The organism is Methanobrevibacter sp. AbM4, assembly GCF_000404165.1.
Classification (GTDB): domain Archaea; phylum Methanobacteriota; class Methanobacteria; order Methanobacteriales; family Methanobacteriaceae; genus Methanarmilla; species Methanarmilla boviskoreani.
In genome coordinates, this window is sequence record NC_021355.1 from 1,851,821 (window position 1) to 1,870,904 (window position 19,084).

Genomic DNA, 19,084 nt, shown 5'->3' on the forward strand with positions numbered 1-19,084 from the left:
TCCTATTTATTGAAAAATAAGTATATTTATTAAATACATTGATAATATTATAAATTAATATTATAAATCCTAAATTTAATGATAATATGAATGAAAATAATCAGATCAATAGTGCGGAAATATTAAAACAAGTCAATAAAGCCAATAAAATCACTTTGGATAATCATCCTAACAAGATCAGTCTTGAAAGGGCAATATTTTTATCTTGGTATTGTGATAAAGGAGACTGTGCATTCTGTTATATGAGTACACAGAAAGACAAAATTAGAGATCCCACAAAGGCCAAAAGAAGAATTCCCAATATTCTAGCTGAAGCAGAAATGTGTAGAAGATTAGATTGGAATATCGAATTTCTATCCGGAGGATATAAAAGTTTTAAAACCTCAGAAATTAAAGACATTGCATGTAAAATCAAAGACATTACCGGAAATGGCGTTTGGTTAAATACAGGCATTACCAAGGAATTAGAAGAATATGGCAATGAGGTTATTGGAATAACCGGTGCTGTAGAGGTAGCCAACCCAACATTACATAACAAGATATGTCCAAGTAAACCACTAAACGACATTAGTCAGATGTTAGATAAATCTAAAGATTTAGGATTTAAAAGAGCGATAACTATTATCCTAGGATTAGGAGAAAATTTAGAAGATATTGACTATTTAATAGATTATATAAAGGACCACCATATTGACAGGGTAATATTCTACTCATTAAACCCCCATAAAGAAACGATTTATGCAAACGAATCACAGCCAGCATCATTATACTATGCTGCGGTTGTATCAAAAATTAGGATTACCTTTCCAAAAATCGAGATTATCTGTGGAACATGGATTGATAATTTAGCCAATATTGGAATTTTAATATTAAGTGGAGCTAACGGAGTTACTAAATTTCCATTATTTAAAATGTTTGGAACCAAATATGGTAAGAGAGTAGAAGAAGAAATCAAATGGTCAGGTAGGGAAATAAAAGGCACATTTACCGATAAAACTAAATTAGGTAAAGATAAAAGTGATTATGATGAGAAATTAAGCAAATATATTAGAAGATACATTAAGGAATCACTTAAAAATAAATATTAATTTTAAACTTTCAGACTATTTTTTAAATAAATATATTTATTAATAAAATAAAATAAAAATTACATTAATATGAAAAAATTATTATTATATTTTTTCTAATTTTTTAATCTAAATTAATTATTAAAATTCCAAAAAATTATTGGAGGAATTATTATTGAAATGAAATGTGGACTTGAAATTCACGTACAACTTGAAACTAAATCAAAGTTATTCTGTAATTGCCCTACAAATTATAAAGAGGCACCGGCAAATACCAATATTTGCCCTGTTTGTTTAAATCAGCCAGGAGCTAAACCATTTCCTACAAATGAGAAAGCTTTAGAAAATGCGTTAATGATTTCATTAATGTTAAATTGTAAAATTGAAAAAGGAACAGCTTATTTCATGAGAAAACATTATGACTATCCAGATTTACCTTCAGGATACCAAAGAACCTCTATTCCAATTGGTTATGAAGGAGAGTTAAATGGTGTAAGAATAAGGGAAATACACATGGAAGAGGATCCTGGTCAATACAAACCAGATAAAGGTGTGGTAGATTTTAACCGTTCAGGAATACCTTTAATCGAAATTGTTACAGAACCAGATATGCACTCTCCAGAGGAAGCACGTAACTTCTTAAATCAATTAATCAGAGTATTAGAATATAGTGGTGGAGCTCGTGGTGAAGGTACTATGAGAGCTGATGTAAACGTTTCCATTGAAGGTGGAAACAGGGTTGAAATGAAAAACATCAACTCCATTAAAGGTGCATATAAAGCATTGAAATTTGAAGTAGTAAGACAAAAAAATCTTATGAAAAGAGGAATTGAGATTAAACAAGAAACTAGAGCTTATCTTGAATCCCAAATGATCACTGTATCCATGAGATCAAAAGAGAATGCAGACGATTATAGATTTATTCCAGACCCAGATTTACCACCGATGAAAATCTATGATAATCAAATAGAAGAGATTAAAGAAACAATGCCTGAGGCTCCTCATAATAAAGCTAGAAGATTTGAAGAGGAATATGGATTAGATAAAGAAACTGCTAAAGTTTTAACCTCAGAATTAGATTTAGCTGATGCATTTGAGGAAGTGGCTAAAGAAGTTGATCCTGTATTCGCTGGAAACTGGATGAGAGAAGAACTTAAAAGGGTTTTAACCTACAATAAATTTGATTTTACTGAAAGTGGAATCAGTACTGCAGATATTGTTGAAATCATTAATTTACTCCAAAACAAAGAAATTACCACAAAAGCAGGTCAAAGAATTGTAGAACAAATGCCAAATAATGAAAAATCACCAAAAGAAATTGGTGAAGAATTAGGTTTAATTGGTATTGTTGAAGAGGATGCAGTTGTAAAGGCTGCAAAACAAGCAATAGATGAGAACCCTAAAGCTGTAAATGATTATAAAGAAGGTCAAAAGAACTCTATTAATTTCTTAGTAGGTCAAGTTATGAGACTTACCAAAGGTAAAGCTGACCCTGGTGAAACTGTAAAAATCTTAAAAGATTTAATAGAATAAATAGGTGGGTTTCATGTCAAAAAAAGCTTTAGTAAAAGATTATATGACACGAAACGTTATAAGTGTTAAATCTAACACTAAATGTGCTGATGTTATTCAAACAATGAAAGATACAGGTCACGACGGTTTTCCAGTAGTAAATGGGGAAGGTAACATTGTAGGAATAGTCACTACCTTCGATTTACTCTTAAAGGATTGGAAAGAAACAGTTGATGAAATAATGTCCAAGGACGTGGTCATTGCAAGGGAAGATATGGCTCTAAACGATGCATCCAGAGTCATGTTTAGACAAGGAATCTCTCGCATGCCTGTTGTCAATAAAGAAGGAAAACTAAGTGGATTCCTAACAAACACCGATATAGTAAGATCACATATCGAAAGATCTACACCTTCCAAGGTCAATTATTTTAAAAATACTTTGGAACAATTATATGATACAAAGGCGAAGGTCATTCAGGAGAAGGTTCCGGTTGACAAGATCAGACCTACCCAGGATAGGATTTATGCTGATGAATTAGACGGAAGAATATATGAGCTTAAAAGAGGTTTAGCTGAGCCTGCAATTGTAGTTCATACTGGAGACCGTTGGATTTTGATTGATGGACATCATAGAGCTGTAGCCTCAGTTAAGCTTGGTTGTAAAAACATTGATTCCTATGTTATTGAATTGAAAAAAGACATTAAATTAGGTGTGGAGAAAACGGCCGATAAATCTGGAATCTATACACTTGACGACATACATATAATTGATGATGATCAACATCCATTAATTGCCATCACCGAAAGTATTAAAAAAAGCAAAGAGAAAAAGATTGTTGGTAAAAAAATCAATGAAGATGAAATGAGAAGGCATTTACATGACTGATGATAAAACCATAAGAGAAGTTTATAAAGTATTAGAAAGTCGTAGAGACAATCCAATCGACTCCTATACTTCAAACATCATGAGAGACAGTGATAAAAAAGCAGAAGACAAAATATTGGAAAAAGTTGCTGAGGAATGTGGGGAATTCATATTAGCCTCAAAAAATGATGAAAACTTAGTTTGGGAAGCAACTGACCTAATATTTCACACAATGTTACTACTTGTCTACAAAGGCGTAGAATTCGATGAAATCTTAGACGAATTTGCAAGACGTAGACATTAAAACTATTCTTATCTCTTTTTTATTTATCCTTTTTTAAAAAAATCTAATTTTACTTAAAAACTAACAATTTAATCAATATTTTAAAAGAACCTGTAAAAATCATACTAATTTTGAAGAAATTAAAAATTTAATCTAAACTACATTTAAAAAAAAATAGCAGTCAACATATTTTTAATAAAAGATTTTAGAATCTTATCAAATCCCAATTATCCTAAATATATATTATAAAAAAAAATCTAGTTTTAAAAGAAGTTAAAATAATTATATAGAAAAATAGCTAAAAAATAGTTTAAACATTATTAGATGGAAAAACGTATTCCATAGAGTAAGTATCTTTTTCTACACGACCTAATTTAAATGATTTTTTATCAAATATTTTAAATCCCATAGATTCATATAATTTAAATGCCTTATTATTTTTTAAATCAACATCCAGAACAACTCTTTTGAAACCTTGCTCTTTAGCTTCTTCAATGATATGTTGCATTATAGACTTACCGATACCCTGACATCTTTCACTGGTTTTGGTTGCGATTTCCGCGAGATAATAATCATCTTCATTAATATGGGATAAAGTCCTTTTATCAACAAATTTAACTAAAGTAAGACCAAATGCCTGCATTAATTTCAATTTTTTGAAATAGAATAAAGCATCATCTAAAAAATTAAAGTTTTCACCTTTAGATACAAGTACAATACCTAATAATTTAGAAGGAATATCCTTATGATAAATTACATAAAAATTAAACTTAGAATCACAGTCAGGATTTTGGAGGTCATATTCATATTTAGCAAGTAACTTCTTTTCAATAGCATTTATTGCATCTTCTTTACTCCTAAATATCCTTCTAAATACTCTCATATCCACATCAAAAACCAATTCTGCAACCTGACGTGAATTATGTATATTAGGATTAAATTCTTCAAAAATCATAGGGAATCACTAATTTTTTTCAAATTTTAAAACAATACATAAGTATTACTAAAGATTTAATTAATAAAAAAATATTATTAAAAAATAAGATTAACCTTATATTTAAAGCTTACTAAACCATAATTTTTAGCTATACCTAAATTAGATAAAATAATCCTTATTTGGGACAAATAAATTAAACCACACTATTTTAAGATAAAGACGAAATCCTAAAAGACACATATCAAATTTGATATAAAATCATTGGTTAAGAATTCAATTTTCAAATGTTTGTAAAATGGTAATTACATTTACAGCAGCACCAAAACCATTATCAATATTCACTACAGAGATTCCGGGAGCACAGGACTGTAACATTGAATCAAGGGCAGTTCTTCCACCAAATCCAACACCATAACCAATGGATGTAGGAACTGCAATAATTGGAATATCCACCAATCCTGCTATAACTGAGGGCAATGCACCTTCCATACCTGCACATATAATTAAAATCTTAACATTCTCCTCCATCATGTGGGCAATCTGTGGAAACAGTCTATGAATTCCGGCAACACCTATATCATAAGAACTTAATACATCAACCCCACTTTCTTCCAAAATAACTTTTGCCTCCTCAGCAACAGGTATATCAGAGGTTCCCGCAGTAATAATACCAACCTTGCTCTTAAATTTAGGTTTGATATCCTCAGTGTTTTTATTAGAAATAATTAAAATTCTTGCTTTTTTATTATAGAATAAATTATAATCCTCATTTAAAAATGAGATATCCCCTTTTAATTGATCATACCTGTCACTACTTAATCTTGTAATAAGTAGGGTTGAATCAATTTTTGAATCTTTATAATAACCGGTTATAATAGATAAAAGATCATCATAGTCTTTAGTCTCGGCAAGAATAGCCTCGGGAAAACCAGTTCTAACCTGTCTTTTAGTATCAATCTTAGCGATATTATCTATCTCAAGAATATTGTTAGATTTAATAAGATTTTCTGCCTCTTCTAAACCTATCTTTCCCTTTTTAAAATCTTCTAAAATTTCCTTCATATTATCATCTTAAAATAAATAGCTGTGTTTTTTTAAAAAAAATATTATTAAAATTAATCTTTTATATAAAATATTAATTATTAAATTATTTAAAACATTTTAAAATAAAAACCATATCCAAAAATATAGAGTTCTAACTAGAATAATCGGTTAAAGTCTGAAAAGATAATAAAATATTTTTAAAGATTAAAAGAATATATAATAATAATTAAATGATTCTCATTTTCTAAAAATTTTTAAACTGTGATATAATGAATACAAGTAAAGTTTTAGTTTCTGGAATAGTTCAGGGGGTAGGTTTTAGACCTACGGTATATAGGATTGCTAAAAAACTATCTCTTAAGGGAAGTATTAGAAATCTCGGAAATATTGTAGAAATTATATTACAAGGAAATAAAGAAAACATACTTAATTTCGAAGAAACACTATATGAAGAGCTTCCTCCAATAGCTAAAATTGAAAATTTTAATTTCAAATGGATAGAAACAAATAAAAGATATGAGGAATTTACAATTCTAGAAAGTGCCGATGCCTATAACGGTAATTCAGTTATACCTGCAGATGTGGGTATCTGTGATAGATGCTTAGAGGAAATTACCGATCCAAATAATAGACGTTATAGATATCCGTTTAATGCATGCTGTGACTGTGGACCACGTTTTACAGTTATCGAATCAGTACCTTATGATAGGGATAAAACAAGTATGGATGACTTTCCACTATGTGATGAATGTAATAGGGAATATACAAATCCCTTAGATAGACGTTATCATGCTGAAGCAATGTGTTGCAGCAAATGCGGACCTTCACTTAGATTATATGATTCAAACAAAGAATATGTTAAATCAGATGACCCCATTAAAGAAACTGTAAGATTATTGGAAGAGGGAAATATAATAGCATTGAAAGGTATAGGCGGAACCCATCTTGTAAGTAAAGTTACAGATGAGGACGTGGTTTTAAAATTAAGAAATAGGCTCAATAGGCCAGCTCAGGCATTTGCTGTAATGAGCCATAATGTAGAAACAGCTAGAAAATATGCCGAAATTAGTGATTTGGAAGAGGAAAGTCTTAAATCCAGACAAAGACCAATTGTTGTATGTAAAAAAAGCAAAGACTATTATTTTGCTGATTCTGTTGCGCCTGAACTTCACACAATTGGAATAATGTTGCCATATGCCCCATTACATCATCTATTATTTATTGAAAATGAAAAGATCAACGGGGATCCTGCATATATAATGACATCTGCAAACATACCTGGAGAGCCTATGATGATTAAAAACGAGAATATTCTAAATGATCTTGAGGGCATTTACGATTATGCGTTAATACATAATAGAAGGATCATCAATAGATGCGATGATTCTGTAATAAAGTACAGAAACAATAGGTTATCATTCTTACGCCGTTCACGAGGTTACACTCCGGAACCTTATGAGATAGCTCCTTCAATCATAAGATTAAATGAAAATATAAAGGACAGTAAAATTTTGGCATTAGGTCCTGAACTTGATGTGACATTTACAATATTAAATGATGGTCTTGGATATGTTTCACAGCATATTGGAAATACTAATAAGTTTAAAACATACGAATTCCTACAAGATGCAATTAAGCATATGATGGAGATTACAAAAACCAAAGACTTTGATTTAATAGCATGTGATATGCATCCCCAATTCTTTACAACAAAACTTGCAGAGGAATATTCAAAAGAATATAATGCAGAACTTATACCGGTTCAGCACCATCATGCACATGGAATAAATCTATTAAATGATAATGATCTTGATGAGTTAGTATTTATTGCAGCTGATGGTGTAGGCTATGGAGACGATAAAACTGCCTGGGGCGGTGAAATCCTATATACCAATGTTAAAGATTATGAAAGATTAGGTTCCCTAAGTCCGCAGAAAATGCCTGGTGGAGATCTATGTACAGAATATCCGGCACGTATGTTAATGTCAATATTACTCAACAATGATGAATATACCCCAGAGGATGTCTTGAAGATAATGAAAGATAACTACTCCAACTATTTCAAATATGGGGATAAGGAGATTGACCTTGTTTTAAAACAATTGGAATCCAACTTGAATGTAGGCCTTTCATCCAGTACTGGAAGGGTTCTTGATTCTGTATCCGCCGCATTGGGAATCTGCGGATCCCGTTCCTATGAAGGGGAAGCGTCAATGAAACTTGAGGCAGCGGCATATGGTGCAAATAGAGATCTTGAAATTCCATACACAATTGAAAGAATTGATGGAAGATACCAGGTAAACACCAGCGACATATTGAAATCCGTTATTGATTTAAAAAATAGAGGAGAAAATATTAAAGAAATAGCCTCTGCAGCACAAAGGGCAATAGCATCCAGTTTATCTGAAATAGCAATCAAAGCAGCAGAGGATAAAAATATAGAAAACATAGGTGCAACTGGTGGGGTACTATATAATGAGGAGATTACACTCACATGTAAAAATATTATAGAGGGTAATGGATACAATTTCATACAACATACCAATTCCTGTTGTGGTGACGGTTCAGTATCTCTTGGACAGGCAATTGTTGCAAGCCAATACTTAAATTAAATTATATCATTTAATAATTTTTTAATAAAAAAAAATAGCTAAATCGAAAAAAAGTCCAAAACCAATAAACCATCTAATTTAAACAGAATGATTTTAGAAGATAAACACTAAAAAAATAATACCTTTAATAAAAAAAATGGCTAAATTAAAAAACAAGTTCTAAAACCAATAAATTTTCTAACTTAAAAAAAAATAAAAAAGGAAATGAATAATCTAAAAGATTAGATTAAATCATTATAAAAACAATGAAGGAATTAATATTCTTTATGCTCTTTTTCTTTTCTTTCTTTGAAAGTACGTTCTAAAATATACTCGGCTCTTTCAAGCAAGTTTTTATATAAACGTATTTGACCTTCTAATTCTCTTACTGCTTCATAATGACCTTGGTCAATCTTTTTTTCTAAATCTAACAGTCTAGACCATTCATCTCCAGAAGGTAATTGTTTTTGATTTAGTCTATCCTCAGAAACATTAACATCGAAGATATTTTGGCTGATTATTATGTTAACAGTAATATCATTAGGCATGTCATAGTATTTACGAGGTCTTCCTCTCATTATTTTTTTATAGGAGGATTTTAATATACCTGCTTCTTCCATAGCACGTAAATGTTCTATTACAGCTTTTTGCCCTATGTTTAATTGATTAGATATTTCACTAACAAACATAGGTTCTTCCCTTAATAGATTAATGATCTCTCGTCTTGTACGAGAGCCCATAATATCCAAAATATCATCCATATCAACATCTAAGTTAGAATTTTCATTTTTGATATTTTGATTATTTTCTTTTTCGCTCATCAATATACCATTATATCGAAACCTTTATATAACTTTTGGTTACTAAAAGATATAGTGAGAAAGATAACTTTTTGTTACTTTAATATTTTATGAAAAAAATTCTTTAATACAATAGTTATTTTTTCAACTAATGTCCTATATATTCATATTTCATAAAAATAAAATATTAAAGTCAAAAAGAAATAAATCTTCCAATTATTAACTATTGTATTAAGGAATTAAAACTAAATGAATATAAAATAATAAAAAGAATAAAAAATTTATTGTTATCTTATAATCAAACTGAAAAGGTGACCAAATGGCTAATAATAAAGATGAAGAAAATCTTGAAGAAGAATCTGAATCTTTAAATGAAGAAAAAGATGATTCCCAAGAAGAATTAACTGCAGAAGAGAAATTAGCTAAAATGGAAGAAGAACTTGAAAAGAAAGATGAAGAACTTCGAGAATATGTGGCTCATACCCAAAGACTTCAAGCCGATTTTGAGAATTTCAAAAAACAAACTGAAAAGCAGAATCAGAATATTATCAAATATGCAAATGAAAACCTAATTAATAATATTTTAGATAGCTATGAAGATATTGGAAGAGCTTTAGATAAATCTAATAATGATGAAGAATTAAGGGAAGGTTTAGAATTAATCTATAAAAAACTAACCGATACTCTTAAAAAAGAAGGTCTTGAAGAAATTCCTGCCAAAGGAGAAAAATTCGATCCATTTAAACATGAGGCTTTAATGGTTGAAAATAATCCTGACTATGAAAATGGTGAAATCATTGAAGTGCTTATGAAAGGGTACACTCTTAAGGATAAAGTTATTAGATATTCAAAGGTAAAAGTCTGTAAAAAATAGATTTGCTAATTCAAATTGAAATTAAAAATTATATTTATTATTAATAATATCTGGCTAAAATAGAATTTAATTAAAATCAGATGAAAACTTAACTTAACTTAAAATTAAATTTTATTTGCTTAAAATTAAAACTTGAAATCAATTAAAATTTATGGTGATAAAATGACAGAGGAAACTAAGAAAGAAAAGATTATTGGTATTGATTTAGGTACAAGTAACTCAGCAGCATCTGTACTTATAGGTGGAAAACCAACTGTTATCCCTAGTGCAGAAGGAGCAAGCCAATATGGTAAAGCTTTCCCAAGTTATGTAGCATTTACTGATGATGGTCAAAGATTAGTTGGTGAACCAGCTAGAAGACAAGCAATTACAAATCCTGAAAATACTATTAGTGCAATCAAAAGAAGTATGGGTACTGATAGAAAAGTAAAAGTTCAAGGAAAAGAATACAGCCCACAGGAAATCTCCGCTTTCATCTTACAAAAAATCAAAAAGGATGCAGAAAGTTTCTTAGGAGAACCAATTGAAAAAGCTGTAATTACAGTACCAGCTTACTTTGATGATAACCAAAGAACTGCAACTAAAGATGCAGGTACTATTGCAGGATTAGATGTAGTAAGATTAGTTAACGAACCTACTGCAGCAAGTTTAGCATATGGTATTGATAAACAAACCGATGATGATGTTAACATCATGGTATTCGATTTAGGTGGAGGTACCTTAGATGTAACCATTATGGAATTTGGTGGAGGTGTCTTCGAGGTAAAAGCTACCAGTGGAGATACTAAGTTAGGTGGTACCGATATGGATAATGCAATAATGAATTATATTGCTAACGAATTCAAAAAAGAAACCGGTATCGACTTAATGGAAGATGATCAAGCAGTACAAAGATTAAGAGAAGCTTCTGAAAAAGCTAAAATCGAACTTTCCACTACATTAACAAGTCAAGTCAACTTACCATTTATTGCAATGAAAGATGGTAAAGCTCAAAACTTAATTAATGATTTAACAAGGGCAAAACTCGAACAATTAGTAGATCCTATTGTAAAAAGATGTGGAAAACCTATGGAACAAGCATTAAACGATGCAAAAATGTCAAAATCTGATATTGACAAAATCATCCTCGTAGGTGGACCTACCAGAATGCCATGTGTACAAAAATTCGTTGAAAACTTCATTGGTAAACCAGTAGAAAGAGGAATTGATCCTATGGAATGTGTATCTATGGGTGCTGCAATCCAAGGAGGAGTTTTAGCTGGTGAAATTAAGGATTTAGTTTTACTTGATGTAACCCCATTATCTCTTGGAATCGAAACTTTAGGAGGAGTAGCAACCAAACTTATTGAAAGGAACACTACCATTCCAACCAAAAAGAGTCAAATCTTCTCAACTGCACAGGATAACCAACCTTCAGTAGATATCCATGTTGTTCAAGGTGAAAGACCTATGGCAAATGATAACACCACCCTTGGAAGATTCCAATTAGTAGGAATTCCACCTGCACCAAGAGGAGTACCTCAAATTGAAGTAACTTTCGATATTGATGCAAATGGTATTATAAATGTATCTGCTAAAGATAAAGGAACTGGTAAAGAACAATCAATTACAATTACTTCAAGTACTAAATTATCAGATGAGGAAATCCAAGAAAAAGTCAAAGAAGCAGAAATGAATGCTGAGGAAGATAAGAAGAAAGAAGAAGAAATTGAAGTTAGAAACAATGCTGACTCAATGATTTACACTGCTGAAAAGACTACCGAAGACTTAAAAGATAAAATATCTGATGATGAAAAATCTAAAATCGATGGTTTAGTATCTGAATTAAGAGAATTAATTACCGGTGACGACATTAGTGCAATCAAAGAAAAAACCGACGAGTTAACTAAAGAAGTTCAGGAAATCGGTGCAAAAATATATCAAGAAGCAGCAGCTCAAGAAGCAGCACAACAACAAGCTAACGGAGCAAACGCTGGTTCAAATGCAGGATCATCACAATCAAACAATGACAATGATGACGACAACACCGTTGATGCAGATTACACAGTAAAAGATGATTAGATAAAAATTCAAAAATTAAATTATTATGATTTTTAGAAATAAATTTCTAAAATCTAATAATTTTAAACAAATTTTTCTAAAAAAGATATATAACATAAACAACAATATAATGTTTATACAAGTTTTTAAAAAACTTAGAAACTATTTTTATTAATTATTTTAAAATTACAATTATCTTATTACAGGTGAAGACATGGCAGAGAAGCGAGATTATTATGATGTCTTAGGTGTAGACAAGGATGCTGATCAGAAAGAGATTAAGAAAGCATATCGTAAATTAGCAATGAAGTATCACCCAGACGTTAGTGACGATGAGAATGCTACTGAAAAATTCAAGGAAATAAGTGAAGCTTATGCAGTTTTGTCTGATGAAGACAAACGTAAAAAATACGATCGTTTTGGACATGCAGGTATGGATGGGTTCTCTGCTGAAGATATATATCAAAATGTTAACTTTAATGATATTTTTGATGATTTCGATCTTGGAAATATCTTTGATATGTTTGGATTTGGTGGAGGAAATAGATCAAGAAATTCACCTTCCGGACCTCAAAGGGGTTCTGACATTTACACTAATGTAGAAATTACACTAGAGGAAGCTGCAACAGGAATTAAAAAAGATGTTGTCATACATCATGATGAAACCTGTCCAGAATGTAATGGTAACAAAGCAAAACCTGGAACTAGCCCAGAAACCTGTCCGGAATGTAATGGAACAGGACAAGTTAAAGAGGTAACTAATACATTACTCGGTCAAATGATGAGTGTTAGACCATGTAGGAAATGTGGTGGAACAGGTAAAATAATCAAGGAACCATGTGAGAATTGTCATGGAAAAGGAACTGTACGTGAACAACAAACCATAACCATTGACATTCCTGCAGGTATTGATGAGACTGACCGTTTAAGAGTTGGTGGAGCAGGTAATGCTGGAGAGCCTGGTGCCCCTGATGGGGATTTAATAATATCCGTACATATTAAACGTAATAAAAAATATGAAAGACAAGGTTCACATCTTTACTACAACCAAGAGATAAGTATTGTTCAAGCTAGTTTAGGTGATAAAATAGATATCCCTACAATTTATGGAAAAACAATCACATTAACCGTACCTCCAGGAACTCAGGGTGGAACAACCTTTAAGATTAGAGATCAAGGTATGCCATTAAGAGGCCATGATGCCCATGGAAACATGTATGTCACAGTAACTGTTGTCATACCACAAAACCTCAATAAGGAACAGACAAAACTACTTAAGAAGTTTGCAGAGATTAGTGGTGAAGACATTAAACACGTTAAAAAAGGATTTTTCAGCAAAGTGAAAGATTCAATTAAATAGATAAGAATACTCTTCTTATCTAACATTTACTTTTAAACTCTTTTTTATAGGACAAACAACTATTTTTTTATGCGAAATATTAATCCGTTTATTAATTAATAAATTAGGGTTATCTTCTTTTATAAGATTATTAAAATTCACTTATATATTAAGATAGATTTCTAAAAAAACTATCAATCTTTAGTTTTTAATATTATTGAGATATACATAACAGAATACTTTTTTTATAAAAACATGAACATATTCAATTTAATCAATAGCCTAATAAACTAAATAAGTTTTATAGAATTATTAGCATGTTTTATTTGAATTTAATCATAATAATAGAAAAAATTTTTCAGTTATTGGATTAATTCATTATCCATATTATAAAAATCAAATATCATGATCATCAAATGGTTTTTTAAATATTAAAGATAATCTAAAAAAATGTTTTAAAAGATTTTTAAGACAATTTATGGTTCAACTTAAATGTCAAGACCATTTAGAATATTAAAATAATTAGAAAATTCCAGTAACAAGATAAGCCATTGAAACTTAAAAATATTAAAGTAATTAAAAATCCATTAACGAAATAAGCCATTTAATTTAAATTATAATTAAAAATTAGCAAAATAAAAAAATACTACCTAAATAATCAACCATAGTTTTAAAATTTCATATGGATACAATTGACAATGAAAGAATAGTTTATGAAAATATACATCAAACTGTTATAAAACAAGAAGAATTAGCTTTTAAAACAGATGAATTAATCAAAATTTTAAAAAAAATAGTTAAAAATTGATATAAAATGAAAAATTAAAAATTAAAACCTAATCAGATATTAGCAATAATAATACCAACTAATATTAAACCTAAACCAAGAATTTGCTTAGTATTTAAGGTTTCTCTAAGGAATATATAACTTAGAATGGACACAAATATGTATCCTGCAGACTCTAAAATCAAACCAAATGACAATGGAATAGTTTTATATGAAATAATTGTAATTAATGTACCTGCAAAAAATAAAACATAAGCAGTAATTACATATGGATTTAAGTATTCCTTAATAAATGATTCATGTTTTCTCATCGCACTTTTTTTAAGAAGTATCTGAGAACAAGATGCTATAAATACTGAGAATAGGAATAAAAAGATAAATGGGTTCATTCTTCATTCACCACCAATAAGACTATTCCAGTAATTACAAATATTGCACCGATAACCATTTTTATACTGATGGTTTCACCTAAAACCAAAAATCCTAAAATAAAACCCCAAATAACAGTTACAGCCTTATTTGAAAAAGCAATATTCAAATCAATTCTTTTTAAAATTTGTTGCCATAATAGGGCATAAACCCCTAATAATCCAACAACAAAAATGTATCCCAAAATAAAGTTAGTTGACATTGGAGGCAATCTGGAAACAAATTTCTCACATAACGCACATATTGCATAAACAAATAAAGAACTTTGTAAAAAAAGGAAATCTTTAACTTTTACCGCCATATTATGTCCCCATATTAAAAAATAAATTTAATAGTCTATTAGTAATTTCTTAAATATATAATTAACCTAAAAAAAAGTATTGAATAATAATATGATTATAGCCTGCTAAGAGTAACCCACCTTCTGTTTAACAGTATTCATCTTAGCGAATTACCTTGCCTCTTACAGTAGTCATTGGCATCTTTATTCTTGCACCCTATAGAATAGCCGTTTCACCGTATCCTTTTAATGTCCATCAGTTTAACATCATCGTCATTCATTAAAAGACGTATCGTTTCTGCTCCAGTGTCATACTTCTCAGTATATGCTTTTAATACATTATAGTTCTGTAATGATGGATGGAGTTTCCTTAGTTATAATAACCAGTAACTGTCTTTAGCTTGCTATAATCATATAAAACTAAATATAAAAAATATTAAATTAAAAAATAGCCAAATAAAAAAGTAGCAGGGCCTAGATTTGAACTAGGGCTCTCGGGGTTATGAGCCCCGCGGGATCACCAGACTACCCCACCCTGCTATATAAAAAATTATTAAAAACTAATGTATATAAAATGATACATAACAATTTATGTTTTCATACTATATAAATGTTTTGTAAAAATACGGTTTAAATTAATAAATAATATATTTTTTAAAAAAATAAAATATAATGTTTAAAAAAAATAGAAATGAAAAATCCCAAAAAAAATGTTTTAAGAGATTTCAATATAAATAAAACATGCAAATTACAATATTTCAAATATTAATCCTCAGATTCCCCTTCACTAAGAGATTCATAATCTTCAAGAGCTTTAATTCTTTCATCTAAAGAATCCAATCTTTCATTAGTAAAATCTGAATACTCATTAAATCTTTTTTCTAAATCTTCAATTGATTCATTTGCAGAAGCCCATCTTCTTTCTAAAGAATCCAAATCATTTTGAGTAGCAAGAGACCAATCTTCAATCAATTGATCACTTTTTTCATCTAAGAATTGGTCAATTTTCTGAGAAAATGCATCGGTACTAAAACTTGACATATCATATTCATTGATCTTATCTCTAAATTTCTCAGTATAATTAGTAGATGACCTCTCTTTAGCGTTTGCGGTATTTTCATCATCTTCAAATCGAATATTATAATGTTCAGAAGAACTAGGCATCTCTTCTTCTTCAGTAGGAACTTTTAAATTAAAACCATTAAATGATTCGGAATTATTTAAAACAAAGTAATATACTAAAACTGCTATGGCAATTAAAAGAATAATTATTGCTACAATTTCAACAACACCCATTTAAATCCCCTTTATTGTTTTTGAAGTCTTTTTTCTTTTTCTTCAATATCTTTGAGCATTTTTTCTAATTTTTTTTGCTCAGTTTGAGCTTCAAGACGAGCTAATCTTTCATTGATTTCAGTATGCTTATAACCTACATCATTCATTAATTCTGAAGTAGATTGTCTAATAGCTGAAAGAGCCTCTTGTTGTTCCTTAGGTAATGGGATTGGGTTTTCCATTAATCTTTTAGATTCTAAGTCTTTTTCAACCATAGACATCTTTTTAAGTTCAATCTCCTTTTCTATCATTTTAATAGAATTCTGGGATTGTTTAACTTTTCTCCATTGGAAGACAACAATGATTATAAGAATAGCAAAGATTAAAACTAAAATTAATATAAAAATCTGATTTGGTATAACCAAACTCTCCATTTTTGTTCCTCCACTATCAGTAATAAAAATATTTAACTATAATCATAGTATATAATTAAAACTATATAAAAATTATGAAAATAGTATTTAAATAATTAAACAAACAAACTAAATTCATAACAATTACTATTTAAATTAAAAATCAGGAGGATAAATATTAATGATGGAATCTGACGAGTTAAATTCATATATTGAAGCAGGAAAAATAGCTTCTGATGTAAGAAATAGAGCTGTAAAACTTATTAAGAATGGAACTCCCATTATTGACTTAGTGGAATTTGTAGAAAATGAAATCCTAAAAACAGGAGCAGGCATTTCATTCCCATGTAACGTTAGTATAAATGAAGTTACAGCACATTATACATCTCCTTTTGGAGATAAAAACAAGATTGTCACAGGGGATTTAGTAAAATTAGATTTAGGAGCAGAGGTTAATGGATATATTTCAGATACAGCAGTCACTGTTATGGCTCCTGGAGACAATTTGGAAGAGGTATTTGATGAGGAAACATTAGAAAAAAATCAAAGAATTATTGATGCATCTGCTAGTGCTCTTGAAGCAGCTATCAGTACCGTTAGAGCGGGTGTAACACTTGGAGAAATTGGGCAGGCAATTGAAGATGCAATACATGAATATGAGTTAAATCCCGTTAGTAATTTAACCGGACATAGCCTAGAGCAATGGAATTTACATGCAGGACTTTCAGTACCTAATTTTAATAATGGAAGTACAACCAAGCTAGAAGAGGGACAGGTAGTTGCAATAGAACCATTTGCAACTGAAGGTATTGGAATTGTAGATGATATGCCAGGTGCCTATATATTCTCATTTATGAAAGACAGACCATTTAGAATGAAACACGATCAAAAAGTTTTAAAATACATTGAAAACAATCATAGAGATCTACCATTCTCAGGTAGATGGTTAACAAAAGAATTTAATAGAAACAGATTACATGCATCAATGAGAAACTTATCAAGGGCTATGGCAATTTACCCATACCATCCATTAAAAGAAAAAACCGGAGGATGGGTTTCACAAAAGGAACATACCATTATTGTTGAGGAAGATGGCTGTACAGTTACAACATTATAATAATGGGATGGGCATTTGAATACTCCAGTATTTAGATGGCTGTACATTACAAATTATAATTAGTATGAATTTCTGAGTATTAATCCAAATTTAGTCTAAATTGAATCCTTTCTACTTAAATATAGTAGAACATAATTTTTTTTAATAAAAGCTTATGATTTTGGCTAAAGATATTTTTATTTTAAAAGAAGTTTTTTATTAAAAAAATTAGGTCATTAGGAGTACTTATTTAACTTCAACCACCAACTAAAATTGAAGTTATTAAAAAAAGGAAGAATTTTAGTAACTCCAATGACCTAAAAAGTGTATATTACTTCCAAAAATTTAAGAACCAACAAATAAATTAATGGAAGAGATATACTTACTTTATGGCTTTATTTTTTTTAAATTAAAGTTATATCTAACTTTAATTCCGTGTTTTGAAGCGACATTATTTAATTTATAGAAACCAAATAATTAACTTCTTATTTTTTGAGTTAAACAACTCTTACAACCCATATTATAAAATTTATTGAATACCTAAGGAATAATGGAAAATATCCAATAAAATTTTATAAACCCATATCTATTGAGTTTAAAAATTAGGGCACTAAAAATTCAAACCCAATAGAACACCTTTTTTAAATTAATATTAATTTAAAATCCCTACTTTTTAACTAAACACCAATATATAAATTTTTATCTAACTTTTCAAATAAATTAATTGCTGAATATGCTGCAAGTAAACTAGTTTTAGGATTAGATCTACAAGGTGAATTAGAAATTCTAGTAGAAAATTGACCAAAATCTCCTTTTACATCTATTTGATGAATATTTTGACTTATAGAAGGATCACTTATAATTTTAACATCAATATCCTTATTAGCTACTAAACTTAAAGAAACTGCAACATTCATATTTAATGGAAATTTTTTAATAGCTTCCGAAGCTTTACCTTCAAAAACAACTTTTTCAATATTTTCATTTTGATTTAAAGCTTTTGGTGGTTTTCTAGTAATCAAGGATACAGAATATAAATTACCAATTGAAGCAGATTTAATTCCATCTAAACCTATAACTGCACCAGAGGGAACATATATTTTAACGTTTTTCTTCTCTGCAACTTGAATTAAATCCTCTCTAAAATTTTTATCCATTAATGAACCAACACTCATTATGATCAAAGATTTGCCACTGTTTACAATATTCAACCCATATTCTTTAATAGCTGAAGGTGATGCTGCCTCAAAGACAATATCAACCTTGTTTAACATCCGATTGAAATCTTTAACAACAACCCCATTAACTAAGGAGGATAAACTCTTAGACTTATCCGTAAACTTATCAAAAAAATATTTTGGCCGAATATCTAAATTAGAGTGAATAAGGTAATTTACTATAACTGATGAAATATTTCCACAACCTAAAAAACCTAAAATCATAAAAAACCAC

At 29.6% G+C, this 19,084-nt stretch carries 17 protein-coding genes, 1 tRNA gene and 1 other RNA gene; 9 read left to right on the forward strand and 10 right to left on the reverse strand.

Going from position 1 to position 19,084, the window contains the following annotated elements:
• The first annotated feature begins 86 nt into the window (after positions 1–86).
• From ABM4_RS08000 to hisE, 4 genes are all read left to right on the forward strand, one after another.
• Entirely contained in the window at positions 87–1,088 is a 1,002-nt protein-coding gene (locus tag ABM4_RS08000) for a radical SAM protein (RefSeq protein ID WP_016359169.1), read from the forward strand.
• Positions 1,089–1,247: 159 nt separating this feature from the next.
• Positions 1,248–2,600: an Asp-tRNA(Asn)/Glu-tRNA(Gln) amidotransferase subunit GatB gene (gene gatB, locus ABM4_RS08005; protein WP_016359170.1), complete on the forward strand. Its 1,353-nt coding sequence runs from the start codon at positions 1,248–1,250 to the stop codon at positions 2,598–2,600.
• Between the two features lie 13 nt (positions 2,601–2,613).
• Complete coding sequence (locus ABM4_RS08010; protein WP_016359171.1) at positions 2,614–3,465, forward strand: CBS domain-containing protein; 852 nt, start codon at positions 2,614–2,616, stop codon at positions 3,463–3,465.
• Entirely contained in the window at positions 3,458–3,748 is a 291-nt protein-coding gene (gene hisE, locus ABM4_RS08015) for a phosphoribosyl-ATP diphosphatase (protein ID WP_016359172.1), read from the forward strand. Before ABM4_RS08010 ends, hisE begins: the two co-directional genes overlap by 8 nt.
• 289 nt (positions 3,749–4,037) lie before the next feature.
• On the opposite strand, the gene ABM4_RS08820 is transcribed toward hisE, so the two are convergent.
• Together ABM4_RS08820 and larB are read right to left on the reverse strand one after the other, a co-directional pair.
• Complete coding sequence (locus ABM4_RS08820; RefSeq protein WP_016359173.1) at positions 4,038–4,682, reverse strand: N-acetyltransferase; 645 nt, start codon at positions 4,680–4,682, stop codon at positions 4,038–4,040.
• A gap of 255 nt (positions 4,683–4,937) precedes the next feature.
• On the reverse strand, positions 4,938–5,726 hold the full coding sequence (larB, locus tag ABM4_RS08025; RefSeq protein ID WP_016359174.1) for a nickel pincer cofactor biosynthesis protein LarB: 789 nt from the start codon (positions 5,724–5,726) through the stop codon (positions 4,938–4,940).
• 251 nt (positions 5,727–5,977) lie between these two features.
• Here larB and hypF point away from each other — a divergent pair, with 251 nt between their 5' ends.
• Complete coding sequence (gene hypF, locus ABM4_RS08030; RefSeq protein WP_016359175.1) at positions 5,978–8,320, forward strand: carbamoyltransferase HypF; 2,343 nt, start codon at positions 5,978–5,980, stop codon at positions 8,318–8,320.
• A 254-nt stretch (positions 8,321–8,574) separates the two neighbouring features.
• Here hypF and ABM4_RS08035 read toward each other — a convergent pair whose 3' ends face one another.
• Complete coding sequence (locus ABM4_RS08035) at positions 8,575–9,120, reverse strand: ArsR family transcriptional regulator (protein WP_016359176.1); 546 nt, start codon at positions 9,118–9,120, stop codon at positions 8,575–8,577.
• Positions 9,121–9,418: 298 nt separating this feature from the next.
• Here ABM4_RS08035 and grpE point away from each other — a divergent pair, with 298 nt between their 5' ends.
• The 3 genes from grpE to dnaJ all read left to right on the forward strand — a co-directional run bounded on the left by grpE (position 9,419) and on the right by dnaJ (position 13,373).
• Positions 9,419–9,973 carry a nucleotide exchange factor GrpE gene (gene grpE, locus ABM4_RS08040; RefSeq protein WP_016359177.1) on the forward strand — a complete coding sequence of 185 codons (555 nt, stop codon included), beginning with the start codon at positions 9,419–9,421 and terminating at the stop codon, positions 9,971–9,973.
• Between the two features lie 162 nt (positions 9,974–10,135).
• The gene (dnaK, locus tag ABM4_RS08045; protein ID WP_016359178.1) at positions 10,136–12,034 is read left to right on the forward strand and encodes a molecular chaperone DnaK; all 1,899 of its coding nucleotides are present in this window, start codon (positions 10,136–10,138) and stop codon (positions 12,032–12,034) included.
• 193 nt (positions 12,035–12,227) lie between these two features.
• Entirely contained in the window at positions 12,228–13,373 is a 1,146-nt protein-coding gene (gene dnaJ / locus ABM4_RS08050; protein ID WP_016359179.1) for a molecular chaperone DnaJ, read from the forward strand.
• A gap of 819 nt (positions 13,374–14,192) precedes the next feature.
• Here the strand turns inward: dnaJ and ABM4_RS08055 are convergent.
• The 6 genes from ABM4_RS08055 to ABM4_RS08075 all read right to left on the reverse strand — a co-directional run bounded on the left by ABM4_RS08055 (position 14,193) and on the right by ABM4_RS08075 (position 16,557).
• Positions 14,193–14,528, reverse strand: a complete 336-nt coding sequence (locus ABM4_RS08055) for an EamA family transporter (protein ID WP_016359180.1) — start codon at positions 14,526–14,528, stop codon at positions 14,193–14,195.
• Positions 14,525–14,869: an EamA family transporter gene (locus ABM4_RS08060; RefSeq protein ID WP_016359181.1), complete on the reverse strand. Its 345-nt coding sequence runs from the start codon at positions 14,867–14,869 to the stop codon at positions 14,525–14,527. Before ABM4_RS08060 ends, ABM4_RS08055 begins: the two co-directional genes overlap by 4 nt.
• Positions 14,870–14,969: 100 nt before the next feature.
• Positions 14,970–15,253, reverse strand: an RNA gene (gene rnpB / locus ABM4_RS08835) — RNase P RNA component.
• 60 nt (positions 15,254–15,313) lie between these two features.
• A tRNA-Met gene (locus tag ABM4_RS08065) sits at positions 15,314–15,388 on the reverse strand.
• Between the two features lie 225 nt (positions 15,389–15,613).
• Positions 15,614–16,144: a hypothetical protein gene (locus ABM4_RS08070; protein ID WP_016359182.1), complete on the reverse strand. Its 531-nt coding sequence runs from the start codon at positions 16,142–16,144 to the stop codon at positions 15,614–15,616.
• A gap of 11 nt (positions 16,145–16,155) precedes the next feature.
• Positions 16,156–16,557: a hypothetical protein gene (locus ABM4_RS08075; protein ID WP_016359183.1), complete on the reverse strand. Its 402-nt coding sequence runs from the start codon at positions 16,555–16,557 to the stop codon at positions 16,156–16,158.
• 160 nt (positions 16,558–16,717) lie between these two features.
• On the opposite strand from ABM4_RS08075, the gene map reads away from it, so the two are divergent.
• Positions 16,718–17,653: a type II methionyl aminopeptidase gene (gene map / locus ABM4_RS08080; protein ID WP_016359184.1), complete on the forward strand. Its 936-nt coding sequence runs from the start codon at positions 16,718–16,720 to the stop codon at positions 17,651–17,653.
• Between the two features lie 656 nt (positions 17,654–18,309).
• Here the strand turns inward: map and ABM4_RS08085 are convergent.
• On the reverse strand, positions 18,310–19,074 hold the full coding sequence (locus ABM4_RS08085; protein ID WP_016359185.1) for an aspartate dehydrogenase: 765 nt from the start codon (positions 19,072–19,074) through the stop codon (positions 18,310–18,312).
• Between the last annotated feature and the right edge of the window lie 10 nt (positions 19,075–19,084).